The 19090-nt window shown below is 76.0% G+C and carries 17 protein-coding genes; 7 read left to right on the top strand and 10 right to left on the bottom strand.

Annotated features, from left to right (window positions below; genetic code table 11):
* Positions 1 to 33: 33 nt before the first annotated feature.
* Genes O7628_RS19855 through hutH form a run of 6 tightly spaced genes read left to right on the top strand, consistent with a single transcriptional unit; the run spans position 34 to position 7916 of the window.
* Positions 34 to 888, top strand: coding sequence for a MurR/RpiR family transcriptional regulator (locus O7628_RS19855; protein WP_278132668.1), 855 nt, complete (start codon positions 34 to 36; stop codon positions 886 to 888).
* Positions 889 to 901: 13 nt separating this feature from the next.
* On the top strand, positions 902 to 2572 hold the full coding sequence (gene hutU, locus O7628_RS19850; RefSeq protein WP_278132667.1) for a urocanate hydratase: 1671 nt from the start codon (positions 902 to 904) through the stop codon (positions 2570 to 2572).
* Positions 2566 to 3807, top strand: coding sequence for an allantoate amidohydrolase (locus O7628_RS19845; protein ID WP_278132666.1), 1242 nt, complete (start codon positions 2566 to 2568; stop codon positions 3805 to 3807). Before hutU ends, O7628_RS19845 begins: the two co-directional genes overlap by 7 nt.
* 16 nt (positions 3808 to 3823) lie before the next feature.
* The gene (locus tag O7628_RS19840) at positions 3824 to 5212 is read left to right on the top strand and encodes a formimidoylglutamate deiminase (RefSeq protein WP_278132664.1); all 1389 of its coding nucleotides are present in this window, start codon (positions 3824 to 3826) and stop codon (positions 5210 to 5212) included.
* The gene (gene hutI, locus O7628_RS19835; protein ID WP_278136355.1) at positions 5212 to 6390 is read left to right on the top strand and encodes an imidazolonepropionase; all 1179 of its coding nucleotides are present in this window, start codon (positions 5212 to 5214) and stop codon (positions 6388 to 6390) included. The genes O7628_RS19840 and hutI overlap by 1 nt, the downstream gene beginning before the upstream one ends.
* Entirely contained in the window at positions 6378 to 7916 is a 1539-nt protein-coding gene (hutH, locus tag O7628_RS19830; RefSeq protein ID WP_278132662.1) for a histidine ammonia-lyase, read from the top strand. The genes hutI and hutH overlap by 13 nt, the downstream gene beginning before the upstream one ends.
* Before the next feature lie 107 nt (positions 7917 to 8023).
* Here the strand turns inward: hutH and O7628_RS19825 are convergent, their stop codons facing one another.
* The 10 genes from O7628_RS19825 to O7628_RS19780 all read right to left on the bottom strand — a co-directional run bounded on the left by O7628_RS19825 (position 8024) and on the right by O7628_RS19780 (position 16090).
* Positions 8024 to 8944, bottom strand: coding sequence for an AEC family transporter (locus O7628_RS19825; RefSeq protein WP_278132660.1), 921 nt, complete (start codon positions 8942 to 8944; stop codon positions 8024 to 8026).
* Between the two features lie 34 nt (positions 8945 to 8978).
* The gene (rdgB, locus tag O7628_RS19820) at positions 8979 to 9596 is read right to left on the bottom strand and encodes an RdgB/HAM1 family non-canonical purine NTP pyrophosphatase (RefSeq protein ID WP_178063663.1); all 618 of its coding nucleotides are present in this window, start codon (positions 9594 to 9596) and stop codon (positions 8979 to 8981) included.
* Positions 9597 to 9704: 108 nt separating this feature from the next.
* On the bottom strand, positions 9705 to 10433 hold the full coding sequence (gene rph / locus O7628_RS19815) for a ribonuclease PH (RefSeq protein WP_278132657.1): 729 nt from the start codon (positions 10431 to 10433) through the stop codon (positions 9705 to 9707).
* A 180-nt stretch (positions 10434 to 10613) separates the two neighbouring features.
* A complete protein-coding gene (locus tag O7628_RS19810; RefSeq protein WP_278132655.1) occupies positions 10614 to 11360 on the bottom strand; it encodes an MBL fold metallo-hydrolase in 747 nt (248 codons plus the stop codon).
* A gap of 265 nt (positions 11361 to 11625) precedes the next feature.
* Positions 11626 to 12591, bottom strand: coding sequence for a pyridoxal-phosphate dependent enzyme (locus tag O7628_RS19805; protein WP_178063660.1), 966 nt, complete (start codon positions 12589 to 12591; stop codon positions 11626 to 11628).
* A gap of 11 nt (positions 12592 to 12602) precedes the next feature.
* The gene (locus O7628_RS19800) at positions 12603 to 12956 is read right to left on the bottom strand and encodes a MoaD family protein (protein ID WP_074474019.1); all 354 of its coding nucleotides are present in this window, start codon (positions 12954 to 12956) and stop codon (positions 12603 to 12605) included.
* Positions 12957 to 13030: 74 nt separating this feature from the next.
* Complete coding sequence (locus O7628_RS19795) at positions 13031 to 13519, bottom strand: M67 family metallopeptidase (protein ID WP_278132653.1); 489 nt, start codon at positions 13517 to 13519, stop codon at positions 13031 to 13033.
* 54 nt (positions 13520 to 13573) lie between these two features.
* Positions 13574 to 14068: a DUF2017 domain-containing protein gene (locus O7628_RS19790; RefSeq protein ID WP_176734816.1), complete on the bottom strand. Its 495-nt coding sequence runs from the start codon at positions 14066 to 14068 to the stop codon at positions 13574 to 13576.
* Positions 14069 to 14070: 2 nt separating this feature from the next.
* On the bottom strand, positions 14071 to 14361 hold the full coding sequence (gene clpS / locus O7628_RS19785) for an ATP-dependent Clp protease adapter ClpS (RefSeq protein WP_043962170.1): 291 nt from the start codon (positions 14359 to 14361) through the stop codon (positions 14071 to 14073).
* 127 nt (positions 14362 to 14488) lie between these two features.
* Positions 14489 to 16090 carry a hypothetical protein gene (locus O7628_RS19780; RefSeq protein ID WP_278132649.1) on the bottom strand — a complete coding sequence of 534 codons (1602 nt, stop codon included), beginning with the start codon at positions 16088 to 16090 and terminating at the stop codon, positions 14489 to 14491.
* 198 nt (positions 16091 to 16288) lie between these two features.
* On the opposite strand from O7628_RS19780, the gene O7628_RS19775 reads away from it, so the two are divergent.
* The gene (locus tag O7628_RS19775; RefSeq protein WP_278132647.1) at positions 16289 to 19090 is read left to right on the top strand and encodes a LuxR family transcriptional regulator; all 2802 of its coding nucleotides are present in this window, start codon (positions 16289 to 16291) and stop codon (positions 19088 to 19090) included.

The raw sequence follows: 19090 nt of genomic DNA, 5'->3' as shown, positions 1-19090 counted from the left end.
GCCTCTGAAAGTTTTCATGCATAGGGTCAGGCCATGAATGAAGGAGGCACCTCCGGGGCGTCCGCCGCCCGGGTGCTCGACCTCTTCCAGGGCGTCCGGCTCACCCCGACGCAGCGGCGCATCGCGCACAGCCTGGTGCAGCACGCCGCCGCGGCGGCGTACCTGTCAGCGGCCGAGGTGGCCGAGCTGGCCGGCGTCAGCCAGCCGTCGGTGACCCGGTTCGCCGTCGCGCTCGGCCACGACGGCTACCCGGCGCTGCGCCGCCGGCTGCGCGAGCTGACCGGCGCCGCCGGCACCGACGAGCCCTCCGGCGGCAACGAGCTGCAACGCGCCGTCCACACCGAGGTGGCCAACCTGGAGCGGCTGGCCGGCGAGCTGGCCGACACCGACCGGATCGCCGCCGTCGGCAAGCTGCTCGCCGCGAGCCGCCCCCTGCCGGTGCTCGGGCTGCGGGCCGCCGCGCCGCTGGCCGCGTACTTCGCGTTCTTCGCCGCGAAGGTGCACCCCGACGTGCGGGTGCTCGACGACGGCGGCAGCCTGCTCGCCGACCGCCTGGAGCAGGCCGCGGCGGCCGGCGCGACCGCGCTGCTGGCCTTCGTCCTGCCCCGCTACCCCCGGGAGACCCTCGACGCGCTGGCCGAGGCGCGGGCCGCCGGGCTGACGGTGGTGGCCATCACCGACTCGCCGGTCAGCCCCGCGACCGAGCACGCCGAGGTGGTGCTCCCGGCCGCCGTCGGCACCGACCTCGTGTTCGACCTGCACACCGCACCGATGACCCTGGCGATGGTGGTCCTTCAGGCCATCTGCGACGCCGCCCCCGCCGAGACCCAGCGCCGGCTGGAGGCCTTCGAGTCCTCCGCCGCCCGTCGCCAGTTGTTCCTCGGCTGAGAGGAGAGACGAGATGCCCCAGCCCGTCCGCGCCGCCCGGGGGGCCGCGCTCACCGCCCGGGGGTGGCCGCAGGAGGCCGCCCTGCGGATGCTGATGAACAACCTCGACCCGGAGGTCGCCGAGCGCCCCGACGACCTGGTCGTCTACGGCGGCACCGGGCGGGCGGCGCGGGACTGGCCGTCGTACCACGCGCTGGTGCGCACGCTCACCGACCTGCGCGACGACGAGACGATGCTGGTGCAGTCCGGCCGCCCGGTCGGGGTGCTGCGCACCCACGAGTGGGCCCCCCGGGTGCTGCTGGCCAACTCCAACCTGGTCGGCGACTGGGCCACCTGGCCGGAGTTCCGCCGCCTGGAGTCGCTCGGCCTGACCATGTACGGGCAGATGACCGCCGGTTCGTGGATCTACATCGGCACCCAGGGCATCCTCCAGGGCACCTACGAGACGTTCGCGGCCGTCGCCGCGAAGTGCTTCAGGGACGGCACGCTCGCCGGGACGCTGACGCTCACCGCCGGCTGCGGCGGGATGGGCGGGGCGCAGCCCCTCGCGGTCACCATGAACGGCGGCGCGTGCCTGATCGTCGACGTCGACCGGTCCCGGCTGGACCGCCGGGTGCGCGACCGTTACCTCGACGAGGTCGCCGACTCCCTCGACGACGCCGTCGAGCGGGTGCTCGCCGCGAAGCGGGACCGCCGGGCGCTGTCGGTCGGCGTCGTCGGCAACGCGGCCACGGTCTTCCCCGAGCTGCTGCGCCGGGGCGTGCCGATCGACGTCGTCACCGACCAGACCAGCGCGCACGACCCGCTGTCGTACGTGCCGGAGGGGGTGGAGCCGGCCGACGCGCCCGACTACGCGAAGGCGAAGCCGGCCGAGTTCACCGACCGGGCGCGGGAGTCGATGGCGAGGCACGTCGAGGCGATGGTCGGCTTCCTCGACGCCGGCGCGGAGGTCTTCGACTACGGCAACTCGCTCCGGGGCGAGGCGCGCCTCGGCGGGTACGAGCGGGCGTTCGACTTCCCCGGCTTCGTGCCGGCGTACATCCGGCCGCTGTTCTGCGAGGGCAAGGGCCCGTTCCGCTGGGCGGCGCTCTCCGGCGACCCGGCCGACATCGCCGCCACCGACCGGGCGATCCTCGACCTGTTCCCCGAGAACGAGTCGCTGGCCCGGTGGATCCGGCTGGCCGGCGAGCGGGTCGCGTTCCAGGGCCTGCCGGCGCGGATCTGCTGGCTCGGCTACGGCGAGCGCGACCGCGCCGGGGTGCGGTTCAACGAGATGGTCGCCTCCGGCGAGCTCTCCGCGCCGGTGGTGATCGGCCGCGACCACCTCGACTGCGGCAGCGTCGCCAGCCCCTACCGGGAGACCGAGGCAATGGCCGACGGCTCCGACGCGATCGCCGACTGGCCGCTGCTCAACGCGCTGGTCAACACGGCCAGCGGGGCGTCCTGGGTGTCCATCCACCACGGCGGCGGGGTCGGCATCGGCCGGTCCATCCACGCCGGTCAGGTCTGCGTCGCCGACGGCACCCCGCTGGCCGGGCAGAAGATCGAGCGGGTGCTCACCAACGACCCGGCGATGGGCGTCATCCGGCACGTCGACGCCGGCTACGACGCCGCCCGCGAGGTCGCCGCCCGCACCGGCGTCCGCGTCCCGATGGCCGAGGTGCAAGGAGGGGCCCCTTGTTAACGCATTCTGCAGGTGAAGGGCCCCTTCCTAACAACGACCACAGCAGCCAGCGGCGGTTCCGCGAGCTGTGGGATCAGATCGCGCCGATCGGGCGCGACGCCGGCAGCGGCGGCTACCTGCGGTACGCGTTCACCGACCCCGAGCTGGCCCTGCGCGACTGGTTCCGGGCGCAGGCCGAGCGTCGGGCCATGCCGGTGACCGTCGACGGCAACGGCAACCTCTTCGCCCGCTGGGGCGAGCCCGACGCGCCGCAGGCGGTGCTGACCGGCAGCCACTTCGACTCGGTGCCGCACGGCGGCGCGTACGACGGGCCGCTCGGCATCGTCAGCGCGTTCCTCGCCGTGGACGAGCTGCGCGCCGCCGGCGTCACCCCGTCCCGGCCCCTCGTGGTGGCCGCGTTCGCCGAGGAGGAGGGGGCCCGGTTCGGCGTACCCTGCCTGGGGTCGAGGCTGCTCACCGGCGCGCTCGACGCCGACCACGCGGCCGGGCTGCGCGACGCCGACGGGGTGAGCCTGGCCGAGGCGCTGGGCGACCGGCCGGCGGGCCCCCGCCCCGACCTGCTCGCCGGCTGGTCGTGCTTCGTGGAGCTGCACGTCGAGCAGGGCCGCGCGCTGGTCGACCAGGGCGCGCCCGTCGCGGTCGCCAGCGCCATCTGGCCGCACGGCCGCTGGCGCTTCGACTTCCACGGCGAGGGCAACCACGCCGGTACGACCCGGATGGCCGACCGCCGCGACCCCATGCTCACGTACGCGTTCACGGTGCTCGCGGCCAACAAGGAGGCCCGGCTGCGCGGCGCGCACGCCACGGTGGGCCGGGTCCGGGTCGAGCCGAACGCCACCAACGCGATCCCGGCGCGGGTGACCGGCTGGCTGGACGCCCGCGCCGCCGACCCGGAGACCGTCGCCGGCCTGGTCGAGGCGGTCCGCGCCAAGGCGACCGAGCGGGCCGGGCGCGACGGCACGGAGGTCACCGTGACCGAGGAGTCGGCGACGCCGCTGGTCGGCTTCGACGGCGACCTCGGCCGGCGGCTCGCGGCGCTGCTCGACGCGCCGGTGCTGCCCACCGGGGCGGGCCACGACGCGGGGGTCCTCGCCGGGCGGCTGCCCACGGCGATGCTGTTCGTGCGCAACCCGACCGGGGTGTCGCACTCCCCCGCCGAGGCGGCCACCGACGCCGACTGCGCCGCCGGGGTGGCCGCCCTGGCCCGGGTGCTGACGGAGCTGACGTGCCGATGACCGGGGAGCCGCGACGATGACCGCCACCCGTTGGCTCGCCGAGCACGCGTGGCTGCCCGACCAGCCCGAGCCCACCGCCGACGTGCTGATCGAGGCCGACGGCGGCCGGATCACCGCCGTCGCCCCGCTGTCGGCCGACGGCGCGCCCACCGCCGGGGTCGAGGTGCTGGCCGACGCCGTACGGCTGCCCGGGCTCACCCTGCCCGGCCTCGCCAACGCCCACTCGCACGCGTTCCACCGCGCCCTGCGCGGGCGCACCCAGGGCGCGGACGGCGGGCCGGGCCAACAGGGCGGGCGGGGCGACTTCTGGAGCTGGCGCGACCGGATGTACGAGGTGGCCGCCCGCCTCGACCCGGACGGCTACCTGGCCCTGGCCCGCGCCGCGTACGCCGAGATGGCCCTCGCCGGGATCACCTGCGTCGGCGAGTTCCACTACCTGCACCACGGCCCCGACGGCACCGGCTACGCCGACCCGAACGCGATGGGCGCGGCCCTGATCGAGGCCGCCGCCCAGGCCGGCATCCGGCTCACCCTGCTCGACACGCTCTACCTGACCGCCACCGTCGGCGGCGCGCCGCTCGCCGGGCCGCAGCGGCGCTTCGGCGACGGCGACGTCGACGGGTGGTCCGACCGGCACGACCGGCTGACCGCCGTGCAACGAGGCCAGCCGCACGCCCGGATCGGGGCGGCGCTGCACTCGGTGCGGGCGGTGCCGGCCGACCAGATCGCCCCCTTCGCCGCCCGCAACGCGGGGGTGCCGCTGCACGTGCACCTGTCCGAGCAGCCGGCCGAGAACGACGCCTGCCGGGCCGCGTACGGCTGCACGCCGACCCGGCTGCTGGCCGACCGGGGGGCGCTCACCCCGGCCACGACCGCCGTGCACGCCACCCACCTGACCAGCGCCGACGTGACGCTGCTGGGCGGGGCCCGCGCCGGGGTCTGCCTCTGCCCCACCACCGAGCGGGACCTGGCCGACGGGATCGGGCCGGCGCGGCGGCTCGCCGACGCGGGCGTCGCCCTGAGCCTGGGCAGCGACAGCCACGCCGTCGTCGACCCGTTCGAGGAGGCGCGGGCGGTGGAGCTGGACGAGCGGCTGCGCACCCGCCGCCGGGGGCACTTCGCCCCGGCGGAGCTGCTGGCCGCCGCGACCGCCGCCGGGCACGCCGCACTGGGCTGGGCCGACGCCGGCCGGCTCGCCGTCGGGGCCCGCGCCGACCTGGTGACCGTGCGCCTGGACAGCGCCCGCACCGCCGGGGTGCCGCCGGGCGGCGCGTTCTTCGCGGCGACCGCCGCCGACGTCGCCTCGGTGGTCGTCGACGGCCGGCAGGTGGTCGCCGACGGGCGGCACCTGACCGTGGACGTGCCGGCCGAGCTGCGCGCCGCTATCGGGGCGGTGACCCGGTGATCGGCAGCCTGCTGGTCGACGACATCGGCGAGCTGGTCACCAACGTGGCCGGCACCGGCGACGGCGGCCCGCTCGGCCTGCGCCGCGACGCCGCCGTGCTGATCGAGGACGGCCGGATCGCCTGGGTCGGTCCGGCGCGCTACGCGCCCGCTGCCGACCGCCGCGTCGACGCGCGGGGCGGCGCGGTCCTGCCGGGCTTCGTGGACAGCCACGCCCACCTGGTCTTCGCCGGGGACCGGGCCGCCGAGTTCGCCGCCCGGATGGCAGGCGAGCCGTACACGGGCGGGGGCATCCGCACCACGGTCGGCGCGACCCGCGCCGCCTCCGACGGCCAACTGCGGGCCACCGTGCGCCGGCTGGTCGGCGAGGCGCTGCGGCAGGGCACCACCACGATCGAGACCAAGAGCGGGTACGGCCTCACCGTCGCCGACGAGGCCCGCTCGCTGCGGATCGCCGCCGAGGTGACCGCCGAGACGACGTTCCTCGGCGCGCACGTCGTCCCCGCCGAGTACGCCGGCCGCCCCGACGACTACGTGGGCCTGGTCTGCGGGCCGATGCTCGCCGCCGCCGCGCCGTACGCCCGCTGGGTCGACGTGTTCTGTGAGCGGGGCGCGTTCGACGCCGACCACGCGCGGGCGATCCTCACCGTCGGGCAGGCCGCAGGGCTGGGAGTGCGGCTGCACGCCAACCAGCTCGGCCCCGGCCCGGGGGTGCAGCTCGGCGTGGAGCTGGGCGCGGCCAGCGTCGACCACTGCACCCACCTGTCCGACGCCGACGTCGACGCGCTCGCCGGCTCGCCGACGGTGGCCACCCTGCTGCCGGGGGCGGAGTTCTCCACCCGGTCGCCGTACCCGGACGCGCGGCGGCTGCTCGACGCGGGCGTGACCGTGGCGCTGGCGACGGACTGCAACCCCGGGTCGTCGTACACCTCGTCGATGCCGTTCTGCGTCGCGCTCGCCGTACGCGAGATGCGGATGACCCCGGCGGAGGCCGTGTGGGCCGCGACCGCCGGGGGCGCGCGGGCGCTGCGCCGCGACGACGTCGGGGTGCTGCGGCCCGGCGCGCGGGCCGACCTGATCGTCCTCGACGCCCCGTCCCACCTGCACCTGGCCTACCGGCCCGGTGTCCCCCTGATCCGCCAGGTCCTGCACAACGGAGTGCCGCAATGTCGATCGTGACCGTCCAGCCCACCGGGATCTCCCCCGCCGACGTGCTCGCCGTGGCGCGCGGCGGCGCGCAGGTCGTCCTCGACCCGTCCACCGTGGCGGCGATGGCCACCAGCCGGTCCATCGTGGACGGCATCGAGGCCGCCGGCCGCCCCGTCTACGGCGTCTCCACCGGGTTCGGGGCGCTGGCCAACACGTTCGTCGCGCCCGATCGGCGGGCCGAGTTGCAGCACGCGCTGATCCGCTCTCACGCCGCCGGGGTGGGCGCGCCGATGCCCCGCGAGGTGGTCCGGGCGATGATGCTGCTGCGGGTACGCTCGCTGGCGCTGGGCCGCTCCGGGGTCCGCCCGCTGGTCGCGCAGGCGCTGGTCGACCTGCTCAACGCCGACGTCACCCCGTGGGTGCCGGAGCACGGCTCGCTCGGCGCGTCCGGTGACCTGGCCCCGCTCGCGCACTGCGCGCTGGTGCTGCTCGGCGAGGGCTGGGTGCTCGGCCCGGCCGGCGAACGGCTGCCCGCCGCCGACGCGCTGGACGCGGCCGGGCTGGCCCCGGTCGAGCTCGCCGCGAAGGAGGGGCTCGCGCTGATCAACGGCACCGACGGCATGCTCGGCATGCTGCTGCTGGCGATCCGCGACGCGGCCCACCTGTTCACCCTGGCCGACGTGACGGCCGCGCTGGCCATCGAGGCGATGCTCGGCTCCGAGCGGCCGTTCCTGCCGGAGCTGCACGCGATCCGGCCGCACCCCGGCCAGTCCGTGTCGGCCGCGAACATCCACCGGCTGCTCCAGGACTCCGCCGTGATGGACTCGCACCGCGACGACCTGGCGCACGCCGTGCAGGACGCGTACTCGATGCGCTGCGCGCCGCAGGTCGCCGGGGCGGCCCGCGACACCCTGGACTTCGTGCGCGCGGTGGCCGACCGGGAGCTGGTGTCCGTGGTGGACAACCCCGTCGTGCTGCCCGACGGGCGGGTCGAGTCGACCGGCAACTTCCACGGCGCGCCGCTCGGCTTCGCCGCCGACTTCCTGGCCATCGCCGCCGCCGAGGTCGGGGCGATCGCCGAGCGGCGGGTCGACCGGCTGCTCGACGTCACCCGCAACCGGGACCTGCCGGCGTTCCTCTCCCCCGACGCCGGGGTCAACTCGGGGCTGATGATCGCCCAGTACACGGCCGCCGGGATCGTCGCCGAGAACCGCCGGCTCGCCGCGCCCGCCTCGGTGGACTCGCTGCCGACCAGCGGCATGCAGGAGGACCACGTGTCGATGGGCTGGGCGGCCACCAAGAAGCTGCGCACCGTGCTGGACAACCTGACCAGCCTGCTCGCCGTGGAGCTGCTGGCCGCCGTGCGGGGCCTCCAGCTCCGCGCCCCGCTCACGCCGTCCCCGGCCGGGCGGGCCGCCCTCGCGGCGCTCGGCGGGGCCGCCGGCCAGCCGGGGCCGGACATCTTCCTCGCCCCGCTGATGGAGGCCGCCCGCGCCGTGGTGGCCGGGCCGGAGCTGCGGGCGGCGATCGAGCGGGAGATCGGCCCGCTGGGCTGAGCGTCGCCGGCCCGGCCCGCCTGGCCGCGCCGTCCCGCCCTCCCCGGCCGTGTCCCCGCCCGGCCGTGCCGTCCTGCCCGGCCCGGCCGGCCTCGCGCCGCGCCGCCTCAGCTCCCGAGCACCGCCACGCCGATCAGCACCGGCACCGCCGCCACGGTGGACAGCAGCACCGCGTCCCGGGCCAGCACCACGCCCCGGTCGTAGCGGACCGCGTAGACGAAGACGTTCTGCGCGGTCGGCAACGCGGCCGTGACCGTGCAGGCCAGCACCGTCGGCTGCGGCAACCCCAGCGCGTGCCGCGCCACGAGGTACGCGACGACGGGCTGGGCCAGGGTCTTCAGCGCGACGGCCAGCCACACGTCCCGCCCGGTGTCCCCGGAGCCGGGCCGGGGCGCGCCGTGCAGCGACAGCCCGTACGACAGCAGGGCGGCGGGCACGGCCATCGCCGCGACCAGCTCCACCGGCCGCAGCACGGGCTCCGGCGGCAGCCAGCCGGTCAGGTTGACGGCCAGGCCCAGGGCGCAGCCCACCGTGACCGGATTGGCCAGCGGCGCGACCACCGACCGGGCCACCGAGCGCCGCCCGCCGACCGCCGTGTCCAGCACGGCGAAGGCGACCGGTGCCATCACGACGAGCTGGAACATGATGACCGGCGCGATGAACGACGCGTCGCCGAGGACGTAGACGGCGACGGGGATGCCGATGTTCGCCGCGTTCACGTACGACGACGTGAGCGCCCCGATCGTGGCCTCCGCCGCCGGACGCCGCCACAGCAGCCGCGCGACCAGCACGAACACCGCCGCCACGACGGTGGTGCCCGCAACCGTGACGACCAGGGCGGCCGAGAAGACCTCGCGCAGGTCGGCGTGGGCGACCGTGTCGAACAGCAGCGCCGGGGTCGCGACGAAGAACGCCACCCGGGACAGCACCGTGGACGCCCCCGGCCCGAGCACGCCGAGGCGGCCCACCAGGTAGCCGACGCCGATGACGGCGCCGATGACGGCGAACCCCGTCAGCACACCAGGCACGTCGCCACCCGGCCGACCGCCGCCCGCCCCGCCGTCAGGCCGCCGGCGGCAGCACCTTCGCGACCAGCTTCGCCAGCTCGCGCAGCGCCTTGCCCCGGTGGCTGACCGCGTCCTTCTCCTGCGGGGTCAGCTCCGCGTTGGTGCGGTCCTGGCCGTCGCCGAGGAAGATCGGATCGTACCCGAAGCCGCCCTCGCCGCGCGGCGCGCGCAGCAGCCGGCCGGCCTGGCGGCCGTCGACCAGGTGCTCCTTGCCGCCGGGCAGCACCAGGGCCACCGTGCAGACGAAGGACGCGCCCCGGTGCTCGTCGGGCAGGTCGGCGATCTGGTCCAGCACCAGCTCCAGGTTGGCCCGGTCGTCGCCGTGCTTGCCGGACCAGCGGGCACTGAACACCCCGGGCATGCCGTTCAGCGCGTCCACGGCGATACCGGAGTCGTCGGCGATGGTCGGCAGCCCGGTGCGCCGGCAGCCCTCCCGCGCCTTGATCAGCGCGTTCTCGCCGAAGGTCAGGCCGGTCTCCGGCAGCTCCGGGTATTCCTCGACGTCGTCGAGGCCGAGCAGCGCGACCCGGTGCGCGCCGAGCGCGCCGTCGAGGATCCGCTGCAGCTCGACGAGCTTCTTGCGGTTACGGGTGGCGAGCAGGATCTTGTTCACGCTATACCGCCTTTGTTCGCGACTGCGGGGCTCGCAAGCTCACTCCTCGCGCTCACCCCGTACCGCCTTTGTTCGCGACTGCGGGGCTCGCAAGCTCACTCCTCGCGCTCACGGGACGAGTGCCTTTCGCTGGGCCTCGGCCAACTCCGCGCAGCCGGCCACGGCCAGGTCGAGCAGGGCGTCGAGCTGGTCGCGGGCGAAGACGCCGGACTCGCCCGTCCCCTGCACCTCGACGAACTCGCCGGTCCCGGTGCAGACCACGTTCATGTCGACCTCGGCGGCCACGTCCTCGGTGTAGCAGAGGTCCAGCCGGGCCTCGCCCGCGATCACGCCGACGCTGACCGCGGCGACGGAACGGTGCATCACCTTCTCCGGCCTGCCGGCCAGCGCCTTGCGGGCGGCCAGCCAGGTCACCGCGTCGTGCAGCGCCACGTACGCGCCGGTGATGGCCGCGGTGCGGGTGCCGCCGTCGGCCTGGAGCACGTCGCAGTCGAGGACGACGGAGTTCTCGCCCAGGGCCTTGAGGTCGATGGCGGCCCGCAGGCTGCGGCCGATCAGCCGGGAGATCTCGTGGGTGCGCCCGCCGACCTTGCCCCGGACGCTCTCCCGGTCGGAGCGGGTGTTCGTGGCGCGGGGCAGCATCGCGTACTCGGCGGTCACCCAGCCGAGCCCGGAGCCCTTGCGCCAGCGGGGCACCCCCTCCGTGACGCTCGCTGTGCACAGCACCCGCGTCCCGCCGAACTCGACGAGCACGGAGCCCTCCGGGTGGGTGCTCCAGCCCCGGCTCAGGGTCACCGGTCGGAGTTGGTCGGGCCGCCGCCCGTCAGGTCGCGCCATCCCTGCACCCTATGCGGTGCGGCGGACGGGGCCGCCGCGGGTCCCGCCCCGCGCACTCGCGTCGGCGCACGCCGGATCGACGCGCTGGCCGGCCCAGCGGTCTCGCCGGCCCAGCGGTTAGGAGGGGGCCCCTGTACAACAGAATGCGTTAACAGGGGGCCCTTCCTTGCACCCGCCGGGTCAGACGTCGTAGCAGGCGCCCGCGCGGACCACTTCCAGCGGACCGTCGTACGTCGTGCCGGCCGCCTCGACGGTGAGCGCCTCGCTGCCCCACGCGGCGACCAGGTGGGTCAGCAGCAGCCGCCCCACGCCGGCCTTGGTGGCAGCCTCGCCGGCCTCCCGGCCGGTGAGGTGCAGGTCCGGCGGGTTCTCCACCCCGTCGAGGTAGCTGGCCTCGCAGAGGAAGACGTCGGCGTCCTGGGCCAGCCGCAGCAGCGCCTCGCAGGGCGCCGTGTCGGAGGAGTAGCAGAGCACCCGGCCGTCGTGTTCCAGCCGCACGCCGTACGTCTCGATCGGGTGGTTCATCCGGTCGACGGTGACGGTGAACGGGCCGATCGGGAACGTGCCGGGCTGGAGGCCGTAGAACTGGTAGACGTCCTCGACGGTGCTGTCCTCCTGGCCGTAGGCCAGGGCGAGCCGGTCCGGCGCGCCGGAGGGGGCGTACATGGGCAGGGCCGGGTACGGGCCGTCCGGGGCGTAGCGCCGCACCACCACGTAGGAGGCGGCGTCGAGCATGTGGTCACAGTGCAGGTGGGTGAGGAGGATCGCGTCCGGGGCACGCAGCCCGGCGTAGCGCTGGAGGGTGGAGAGGGCGCCGGAGCCGAAGTCGACCAGGAGCCGGAAACCCTCGGCCTCGACCAGGTAGGCCGAGCACGGGGAGTCGGGTCCGGGAAAGCTCCCGGCACAGCCGAGGACGGTCAGTCTCATGGAGTCGTCCCGCTGTCGCATACCGTAGTCGTCACGTCGGCCGCCGCTCCGTCGATGATCTTTACCGACGCGTACGACACGCTGCGCAGCCTACGCTGACGCACCCCGGGGCAAGAATCATCTGCTGGAAGTTGTCACGAACGTGACACCCCCGGCCCGTCTCCGGGTCAGCGAGACGGACGGGCCGCCGCCGGTCACCCGGTCACGGCCCGTCCGTGTCGTCATCCCGGCCGGCGCCCCGTCGGGCCCGTCGCCGGCCCCCTCGTCACGCCCAGAGCTGCCCTTCCAGGGCCTCCTCGGCGTCGGCGAGGGTGCCGCCGTACGCGCCGGTGCTCAGGTATTTCCAGCCGCCGTCGCAGACCACGAACGCGACGTCGGCGCGGCGGCCGTCGCGGACCGCCTCGTGCGCCACCGCGAGGGCGGCGTGCAGGATCGCACCCGTGGAGAAGCCCGCGAAGATCCCCTCCACCTCGACGAGCTGCCGGGTGCGCAGCACGGCGTCCCGGGTGCCGACGGAGAACCGCCGGGTCAGCACCGTCGCGTCGTAGAGCTCCGGGACGTAGCCCTCGTCGATGTTGCGCAGCCCGTAGACCAGCTCGCCGTAGCGCGGCTCGGCGGCGACGATCTGGATGCCGTCGACCTTCTCCCGCAGGTAGCGACCGGTGCCCATCAGCGTGCCGGTGGTGCCCAGCCCGGCCACGAAGTGCGTGATCGTGGGCAGGTCCTCCAGCAGCTCCGGGCCGGTGGTCTCGAAGTGCGCCCGGGCGTTCGCCTCGTTGCCGTACTGGTAGAGCATCACCCAGTCGGGGTGCTCGGCCGAGATCTGCTTGGCGGTGGCGACGGCCTGGTTCGAGCCGCCGGCGGCCGGCGAGAAAATGATCTCCGCGCCGTACATCCGGAGCAGCTGGACCCGCTCGGTCGAGACGTTCTCCGGCATGACGCAGACCAGCCGGTAGCCCCGCAGCTTGGCCACCATGGCCAGGGAGATGCCGGTGTTGCCGCTGGTCGGCTCCAGGATCGTGTCGCCGGGGCGCAGCCTGCCGTCGGACTCCGCCCGGCGGACCATGAACAGGGCCGCCCGGTCCTTGATGCTGCCGGTCGGGTTCCGGTCCTCCAGCTTCGCCCACAGCCGCACCGGGGGCGCCCCCTCGGGCACCACCGGCGACAGCCGCGGCAGCCCCACCAGGGGCGTGCCACCGCAGGCGTCCAGCAGGCTGTCGTAGCGCGCCATCGCCGGCCGCCTCAGCGGGCGACGGCGTGCGGGGTCACCGGGTGCGAGGCGCTGTGCGAGGCGATCGCCGCGGCGGCGGCGAAGCCGAACGCGCCGCCGGCCACGGCCGGCAGGATGGTGACGCTGTCGCCGTCGTTGAGCTTGGCGTCGAGCGCGCCGAGGAAGCGGACGTCCTCGTCGTTGACGTAGACGTTGACGAACCGGTGCAGCGCGCCGGCGTCGGTGACCAGGCGGGCCCGCAGGCCGCCGTGCCGGGAGTCCAGGTCGGTCAGCAGGTCGCCCAGGGTGTCGCCGGCGCCCTCGACGACCTTCGCGCCGCCGGTGTACGTGCGCAGGATGGTGGGGATGCGAACCTCGATGGCCATGGTGTCGTACTCCTTGTTCGGGTGTGCGGTCTGCACGGTGACGGGAAGAGAAGGAATGTCGCGGGGCCGCTGGGTCAGCGGTCGGAACACTCGTAGTCGACCGTCGCCGGGCTCTGCCCGAACATGTAGGACTGGACGGCGTGCGGGTCCACGGCGGCGTCCACGATCTCCACCGGCTCCTCGGTCACCACGCCGTCGACGATCCGGAAGGACCGGATCTCCTCGGTGTCGGGCTCGCGGGTGGAGACGAGCAGGTAGTGCGCCCCCGGCTCGCCGGCGAAGGAGACGTCGGTGCGGGAGGGGTAGGCCTCCGTGGCGGTGTGCGAGTGGTAGATCACCACCGGCTCCTCGTCACGGTCGTCCATCTCCCGCCACACCCGCAGGTGCTCCATCGAGTCGAACTCGTAGAACGTCATGGAGCGGGCGGCGTTCTCCATCGGGATGTGCCGGGTCGGGGTGTCACGGCCGGCGGGGCCGGCGACCACGCCGCACGCCTCGTCCGGGTGGTCCCGACGCGCGTGGGCGACGATCGCGTCGATGATCGACCGGTCGATGCTCAGCACGCCGCCCAGCCTAGCCCCTCGCCGACGCCCACAGCGAGGTGGCGCGGGTCACGGTCAGTCGATCATGGCGTTGAGCAGGGATTCCTGGAGATAGCCGAGATAGGCGTAGACCGAAAGCTGGAACACCCGGCTCGACGACGGGTCGGCGCCGACCGCCGCGTCCAGCTCCGCGCCCAGGTCCGTGCCGTCCTTGATCTCCAGCCGGACGCCCATCGCGAGGCGGGCGTCGTTGAGGGCCCGCAGCCACGCCTCGGCCGCCTCGGCGTCGAGCTGCACCTCGCCACCGGCGGAGTCGGGCAGCGCGGCGAGGATCGCCCCGGCCTGATCGATCTTGCCGGTCTTCAGGTCGCCCTCGGTGTACTTGCGGAACTCCGCCGTGCCCGCCGAGTCGTCCGGGTAGACCTCGGGGAAGAGCCGGCCGACCACCGGGTCGGTGTGGTCGAAGCCCTCGGTGAGCAGCCCCACCACCTCGGAGGCCACCTTGCGCAGCACCCGGACCTCGTCCACGGCCAGCGTGGCGACGTACCGCTCGCCCCGGCGACGGAACATGCTCACGACCTCTCCACCGTGGCCCACAGCCCGTACGCGTGCAGCTGCGCCGCGTCGTGCTCCATCCGCTCCCGGGCCCCGCTGGAGACCACCGCCCGCCCCTTGTGGTGCACGTCCAGCATGAGCTTCTCGGCCCTCTCCCGGCTGTAGCCGAACAGCTTCTGGAAGACCCAGGTCACGTACGACATCAGGTTGACCGGGTCGTCCCACACGATCGTCACCCACGGCCGGTCGGAGACCGGCACCTCTTCGGTGTCCGGGGTCTCGACCGGCGCAACCTGCGGAGCCGCCATGCCCCCCATCGTGCCACCGGTCGCGGGGAAGCGATGAACCGGAACGCCGGACGGGCCCGGATCGGCCGCCGGAGCGGCACACCGGGCCGGCCCGGCCGGGCCCCGCCGCCGCGCGCCGGGCCCGCCGTCAGGCGAGCAGGATGCCGTGGTCGAGCGCATCGGCCAGCACCGTGGCGAGCGAGAGCCGGACCGCCTCGACCCGCCGGGACACCTCCCGGGTCAGCTCCAGCTCGACCTCGCGCAGGGCCCGCTGCGCCCAGGCCCGGGCACCGCCCGGGTCGTCGTTGCCGGGGCCGCGCCAGCGCTGCCAGCACCCGCCGGAGAGCCCCACGGCGATCGGCGGGAGCACCTCGGGGCGCTCCGCGCCCGGATAGCCGCGCAGCGCGTCGGACGCGCCGGGGCCGGTCAGCTCCGCCACCCCGGCGGTGCTGGTGACCAGCAGCACCCGGTCGAGGCCCCGGCCCGCCGCGTGGTCGTCGAGCCCGAACCGCACGGCCTCGGCGATCCGCCGCCGTACGCCGTCGGGGACCGGTCCGCCGAGGACCCGCTCGGCGGCGTCGTCGCAGATGGCCCGCACGGCCCGGTCGCACAGGGCGGTGGCGAACAGGGAGAGCGCCTCCAGCTCCCGGTCGAGCAGTTGCGGCAGCCCCGCGCACCCGACCCCGAAGACGATCTCCTGCACCACCCGCAGGTGCGTGTCGGCCAGCTCCAGGGCGACGTCCTGCCGGATCCGCTGGGCGCAGGAGCGGGCCTGCCGTTCGAGCTGACCGGCCCAGTCGGTCGCCTCCGCGCCGGGCAGGACCGGCACCCGGTCGTGCGCGCCGGGCGGCTCGGGCGGCTGGGCGCTGCACCGGCGCAGTCCCTCGTCGGCGGCCCACCCCACGACGGCCCGGCGCAGCGCCTCGGTGTCGTCGGGGCGGGCCGGGTACCACCGCGCCCGGGCCAGCCCGGGCACGGCGGCGAGCAGCGCGGCGCGGTGCGCGGCAACCGCCACCCCGGCCGGATCCACCGCCCCGGCCGCCCCGGCGAGCTCCGGCGGCCCGGCCAGCTCCGGCGACGCGGCCAGCTCCGGCGACGCGGCCAGCTCCGGCGACGCGGCCAGCTCCGGCGACGCGGCCAGCTCCGGCGGCGCGGCCCAGCCCGACAGCCCCGGGGTGACGACGAAGTAGGCCTCGACCGGCAGGGCGGCGACCTCGGCCAGCAGGCGCAGCTCGGCGGCGCTGAACGCCTGGTCGGCGGCGATCACGAAGAGCAGCGCCCCGGCCCGGCCGACCGCGTCGAGCAGCAGCCGCCCGCCGGCGAGGCCGAGGGTCCCGGTGTCGGGTGTGTCGACCACGGCGAACCGCCGCAGCAGCGGCTCGGCGACGGTCAGCTCGACCCGCCGCGGCGGCCGGGCCAGCGCCGGCCCCGTAGCCGAGCCGTCCGGCGCGTACGCGTGCGGCTGCCGGTAGCCCGGCACGTACGCGGCCCGCGTCGACACCCGGGCGTGGTCGACCAGCAGCCAACTCCCGGGCGGTACGGCGAGCCGCTCCGGGGCGAGCCCCAGCAGGGCGGCGAGCACGTCGCGGCGCGCGGCGCCGGCCGGACCGGCGGCGACCACGGCGAGGGGCTCGCCCGCCGACGGCTCGGTGCGCCCGAATCGGGCGGGCAGCGGGGCGCGGCGCGGCGGGGCGGCGGGGTCGCCCGGTTCGTCGGGCACGGCGACCCCGGGGAGAGGGCCCGGCTTCATCAGCGGCCTCCCGGTGCGGGCGGCCGCGGGGGACCCGGCCGCGTGGATCATCCGGCGGTGGCACCCGGATGCGGGAAGATTACGCCTTTGGGACAGCTCGACCGCGCCGGTCGGATACTCACCGGTAATCGACAGGTTACTCAACTTCGCCGCGTGACGGTGCCCGTACGGAAGGATGGCGGTCGATATGCTGCCCGGATGAGTCGGTGGGACTTCGTCGGCCGCCGCGCCGAGCTCGACCGTCTCCTGGTCGCGGCGACCGGGGCGACGGAACGCGGGCTCTTCCTCAGCGGCTCCGCCGGGGTCGGCAAGAGCCGGCTGCTGCGCGAGGCGCTCGCGGCCGTCCCCGCCGACCGGCACGCCGTCTGGTCGGTCTCGGCCAGCGCCACCACCGCCGCCCTGCCCTTCGGCGGCATGGTCCAGGTGCTCCCCGCCGAGCCGCCGGAGGGGCTCTCCCCCGCCGGCGTGCTGCGCTGGGCGGTGGGCCAGTTGCAGCAGCGGGCCGCCGGGCGGCGCATCGTGCTGGCCGTCGACGACGCGCACCTGCTCGACCCGCCCTCGGCCGCGCTGGTGCACCTGGTGGCCCGCGTCGAGAACACCACGGTGATCGGGACGCTGCGCGACGGCGAGCAACTGCCGCTGCCCATCCGGGCACTGTGGACCGACGACCTGGTCGACCGCGTGGAGCTGGCCCCACTGGGGCCCGCCGACACCGCCGGGCTGCTCGCCGCCATCCTCGGCGGCCCCGTCGACGCGTGCTCCGCCGACCGGCTGTGGCGGCTCTCCGGCGGCAACCCGCTGCTGCTGCGCGAGCTCGTCATGGGCGCGCCGGCCGACGAGCTGACCCGCACGTACGGCGTCTGGCGGTGGACCGGGCGGCCGGCGCTGGCCCCCAGCCTCACCGACCTCGTCGACACCCGCATCGGGCGGCTCACGCCGGGGGTGCGGGCGGTGCTGGAGCTGGTCGCCTTCGGCGAGCCGCTCGGGCTGCGCCTGCTCGACCAGGCGGTGGAGCCGGCCGACGTGGAGACCGCCGAGGAGCGCGGGCTGATCGCGGTGGAGCCCAACGACCGCCGCACCGACGTGCGGCTGGCGCACCCGCTCTACGGCGAGATGATGCGCCGACGGTGCCCGGTCAGCCGCACCCGCCGCCTACAGGCCCGCCTCGCCGAGCTGCTGGAGGCCGCGGGGGCGCGCCGCCGCGACGACCTGCTGCGGGTGGCGGTCTGGCGGCTCGACTCCGGCACCGTGCAGGACCCGGCGCTGCTGCTCGGGGCCGCCGCGCAGGCGTTCGCCCGGTACGACGTACCACTGGCGACCCGGCTGGCCCGGGCGGCGCTGGACGCCGACGGCGGCTTCGACGCCGCGGAGCTGCTGGCCACCCTCCTGATGTTCGCCGACCGGCCGGAGGAGGCGATCGCGATGCTCGACTCCGTCGCGCAGGACGCGGCGGAGCAGGCGAGGTGCGTGCGGTGGCTGACCGTCCGCGGGATGGTCAGCTACTGGGGGCTCGGCCGGGAGTCCACCGTCGACGAGATCGCGACGCGCGGCACGGAGCTGACCGACGCCGCCGGCCGGGCCCGGGTGCACGCCTTCGAGGCGATCATGCGGCTGCACCGGCTCGACACGGCCCGGGCGGTGCGGCTGGCCCAGGCGGTGCTGGACCGCCCGGCCGCCAGCACGGCCGCCCGGGAGCTGGCCCGCTGCACCCTCGCCCACCTCCAGGCCGCCCAGGGGCAGTTCGCCCGCAGCGGCGCGGCGATCGGGCAGGTGCAGGCCGAGGCGGCCCGCTGGCGCGCCGACATGCCCTACCTCCAGCTCGCGCTGGAGCTGGCCCGGGGCACCCGGCTCGCGCTCGCCGGCGACCTGGCCGGCATCGACGCCATCGTGGCCGACGAGTTCGCCGACCTGGCCGGTGCGGGCGACTTCCGGCTCGGCACCGGCTACCTGGGCATCCTCCGGGCGTACGCGGCGCGGCTGCGCGGCAGCAGCGGCACCGCGCTGAAGACGGCCCTGGAGGCGTGCGCGGTGCTCGCCACCAGCCGGGTGTACGCGGGCCTGGCCCACGCCGAGCGGGCGCAGGCGGCGGCGCTGCGGGGCGACGCCGCGCACGCCGCCGAGGCGATGGCCGAGGCGGACCGCACCCACGCCCCCGGGATGGCGGTGCTCTACCCCTGGCTGGAGCAGGCCCGGGGCGCGGTGCTCGCCGCCGGCGGCGACCAGGCCGGCGCGACCAAGCACCTCGCCGCCCTCGCCGACCGGCTCCGCGACGACAAGCTCGCCGGCCACGAGCTGCTCGTCCTGCACGACCTGGTGCGGCTGGACGCCGCCGCCGCGCCCGTGGGGCCGACCTGCACCGACGGCGGCCGGCGGACGGTCGCCCAGCGGCTCGCCGAGCTCTGCGAACGGGTCGACGGCCCGCTGCCGCCCCTGCTGGCCCGGTACGCCCGGGCCGCCGTCGCCGGACCGGCCGACGACCTGCTCGCGGTCGCCGACGGCCTCGCCGCGCTGGACCTGCGGGTCTGGGCCGCCGAGGCGGCCGCGACGGCGGTGCACCGGCTGCGCGGCGGCCGCTCCGGCGCGGCGGTCGCCGCCCACGGGCGCCTCGGCGAGCTGCTCGGGCGGTGTGACCAGGTCGACACCCCCGCGCTGCGGCTCGGGGAGCCCGCCCTGACCGACCGGGAGTGGGAGGTCGCCCGGCTCGCCGCCGAGGGCGTCACCAGCCGCGCCATCGGCGAGCGCCTCTTCCTGTCCAGCCGCACCGTGGACAACCACCTGCACCGGATCTACCACAAGCTCGGCGTGACCGGCCGGGCCGAGCTGCGGTCCGCCCTGCGCTGGCCGTCAGGCTCTCCAGGCTCTCCGGGTTGTCCCGGTTCTTCGGACTCTCCGGGCGACGGCGGCGGGCGGCACTTCCCGGGCGGCGAGGGCGGGCGGCCCCGCCCCGGCCCCGACGAGGGGCGGCCCTTCCCGGGCCAGGGGGGCGAGCCGGGAAGGTGA

Source organism: Micromonospora sp. WMMD956, assembly GCF_029626125.1.
GTDB lineage: Bacteria > Actinomycetota > Actinomycetes > Mycobacteriales > Micromonosporaceae > Micromonospora > Micromonospora carbonacea.
Note: the sequence above shows the minus strand (reverse complement) of the source record. Positions and strands in the feature narration are given on the sequence as shown.

Bases quoted from the DNA above. Each gene is read 5' to 3' on its own strand.
- O7628_RS19775 (WP_278132647.1), top strand. From the start codon at position 16,289: ATGAGTCGGTGGGACTTCGTCGGCCGCCGCGCCGAGCTCGACCGTCTC.
- O7628_RS19790 (WP_176734816.1), bottom strand. From the start codon at position 14,068: ATGTTCCGTCGCCGGGGCGAGCGGTACGTCGCCACGCTGGCCGTGGAC.
- O7628_RS19780 (WP_278132649.1), bottom strand. From the start codon at position 16,090: ATGAAGCCGGGCCCTCTCCCCGGGGTCGCCGTGCCCGACGAACCGGGC.
- clpS (WP_043962170.1), bottom strand. From the start codon at position 14,361: ATGGCGGCTCCGCAGGTTGCGCCGGTCGAGACCCCGGACACCGAAGAG.
- O7628_RS19855 (WP_278132668.1), top strand. From the start codon at position 34: ATGAATGAAGGAGGCACCTCCGGGGCGTCCGCCGCCCGGGTGCTCGAC.
- O7628_RS19810 (WP_278132655.1), bottom strand. From the start codon at position 11,360: ATGAGACTGACCGTCCTCGGCTGTGCCGGGAGCTTTCCCGGACCCGAC.
- hutU (WP_278132667.1), top strand. From the start codon at position 902: ATGCCCCAGCCCGTCCGCGCCGCCCGGGGGGCCGCGCTCACCGCCCGG.
- O7628_RS19800 (WP_074474019.1), bottom strand. From the start codon at position 12,956: ATGGCCATCGAGGTTCGCATCCCCACCATCCTGCGCACGTACACCGGC.
- hutH (WP_278132662.1), top strand. From the start codon at position 6,378: ATGTCGATCGTGACCGTCCAGCCCACCGGGATCTCCCCCGCCGACGTG.
- O7628_RS19840 (WP_278132664.1), top strand. From the start codon at position 3,824: ATGACCGCCACCCGTTGGCTCGCCGAGCACGCGTGGCTGCCCGACCAG.
- rph (WP_278132657.1), bottom strand. From the start codon at position 10,433: ATGGCGCGACCTGACGGGCGGCGGCCCGACCAACTCCGACCGGTGACC.
- O7628_RS19805 (WP_178063660.1), bottom strand. From the start codon at position 12,591: ATGGCGCGCTACGACAGCCTGCTGGACGCCTGCGGTGGCACGCCCCTG.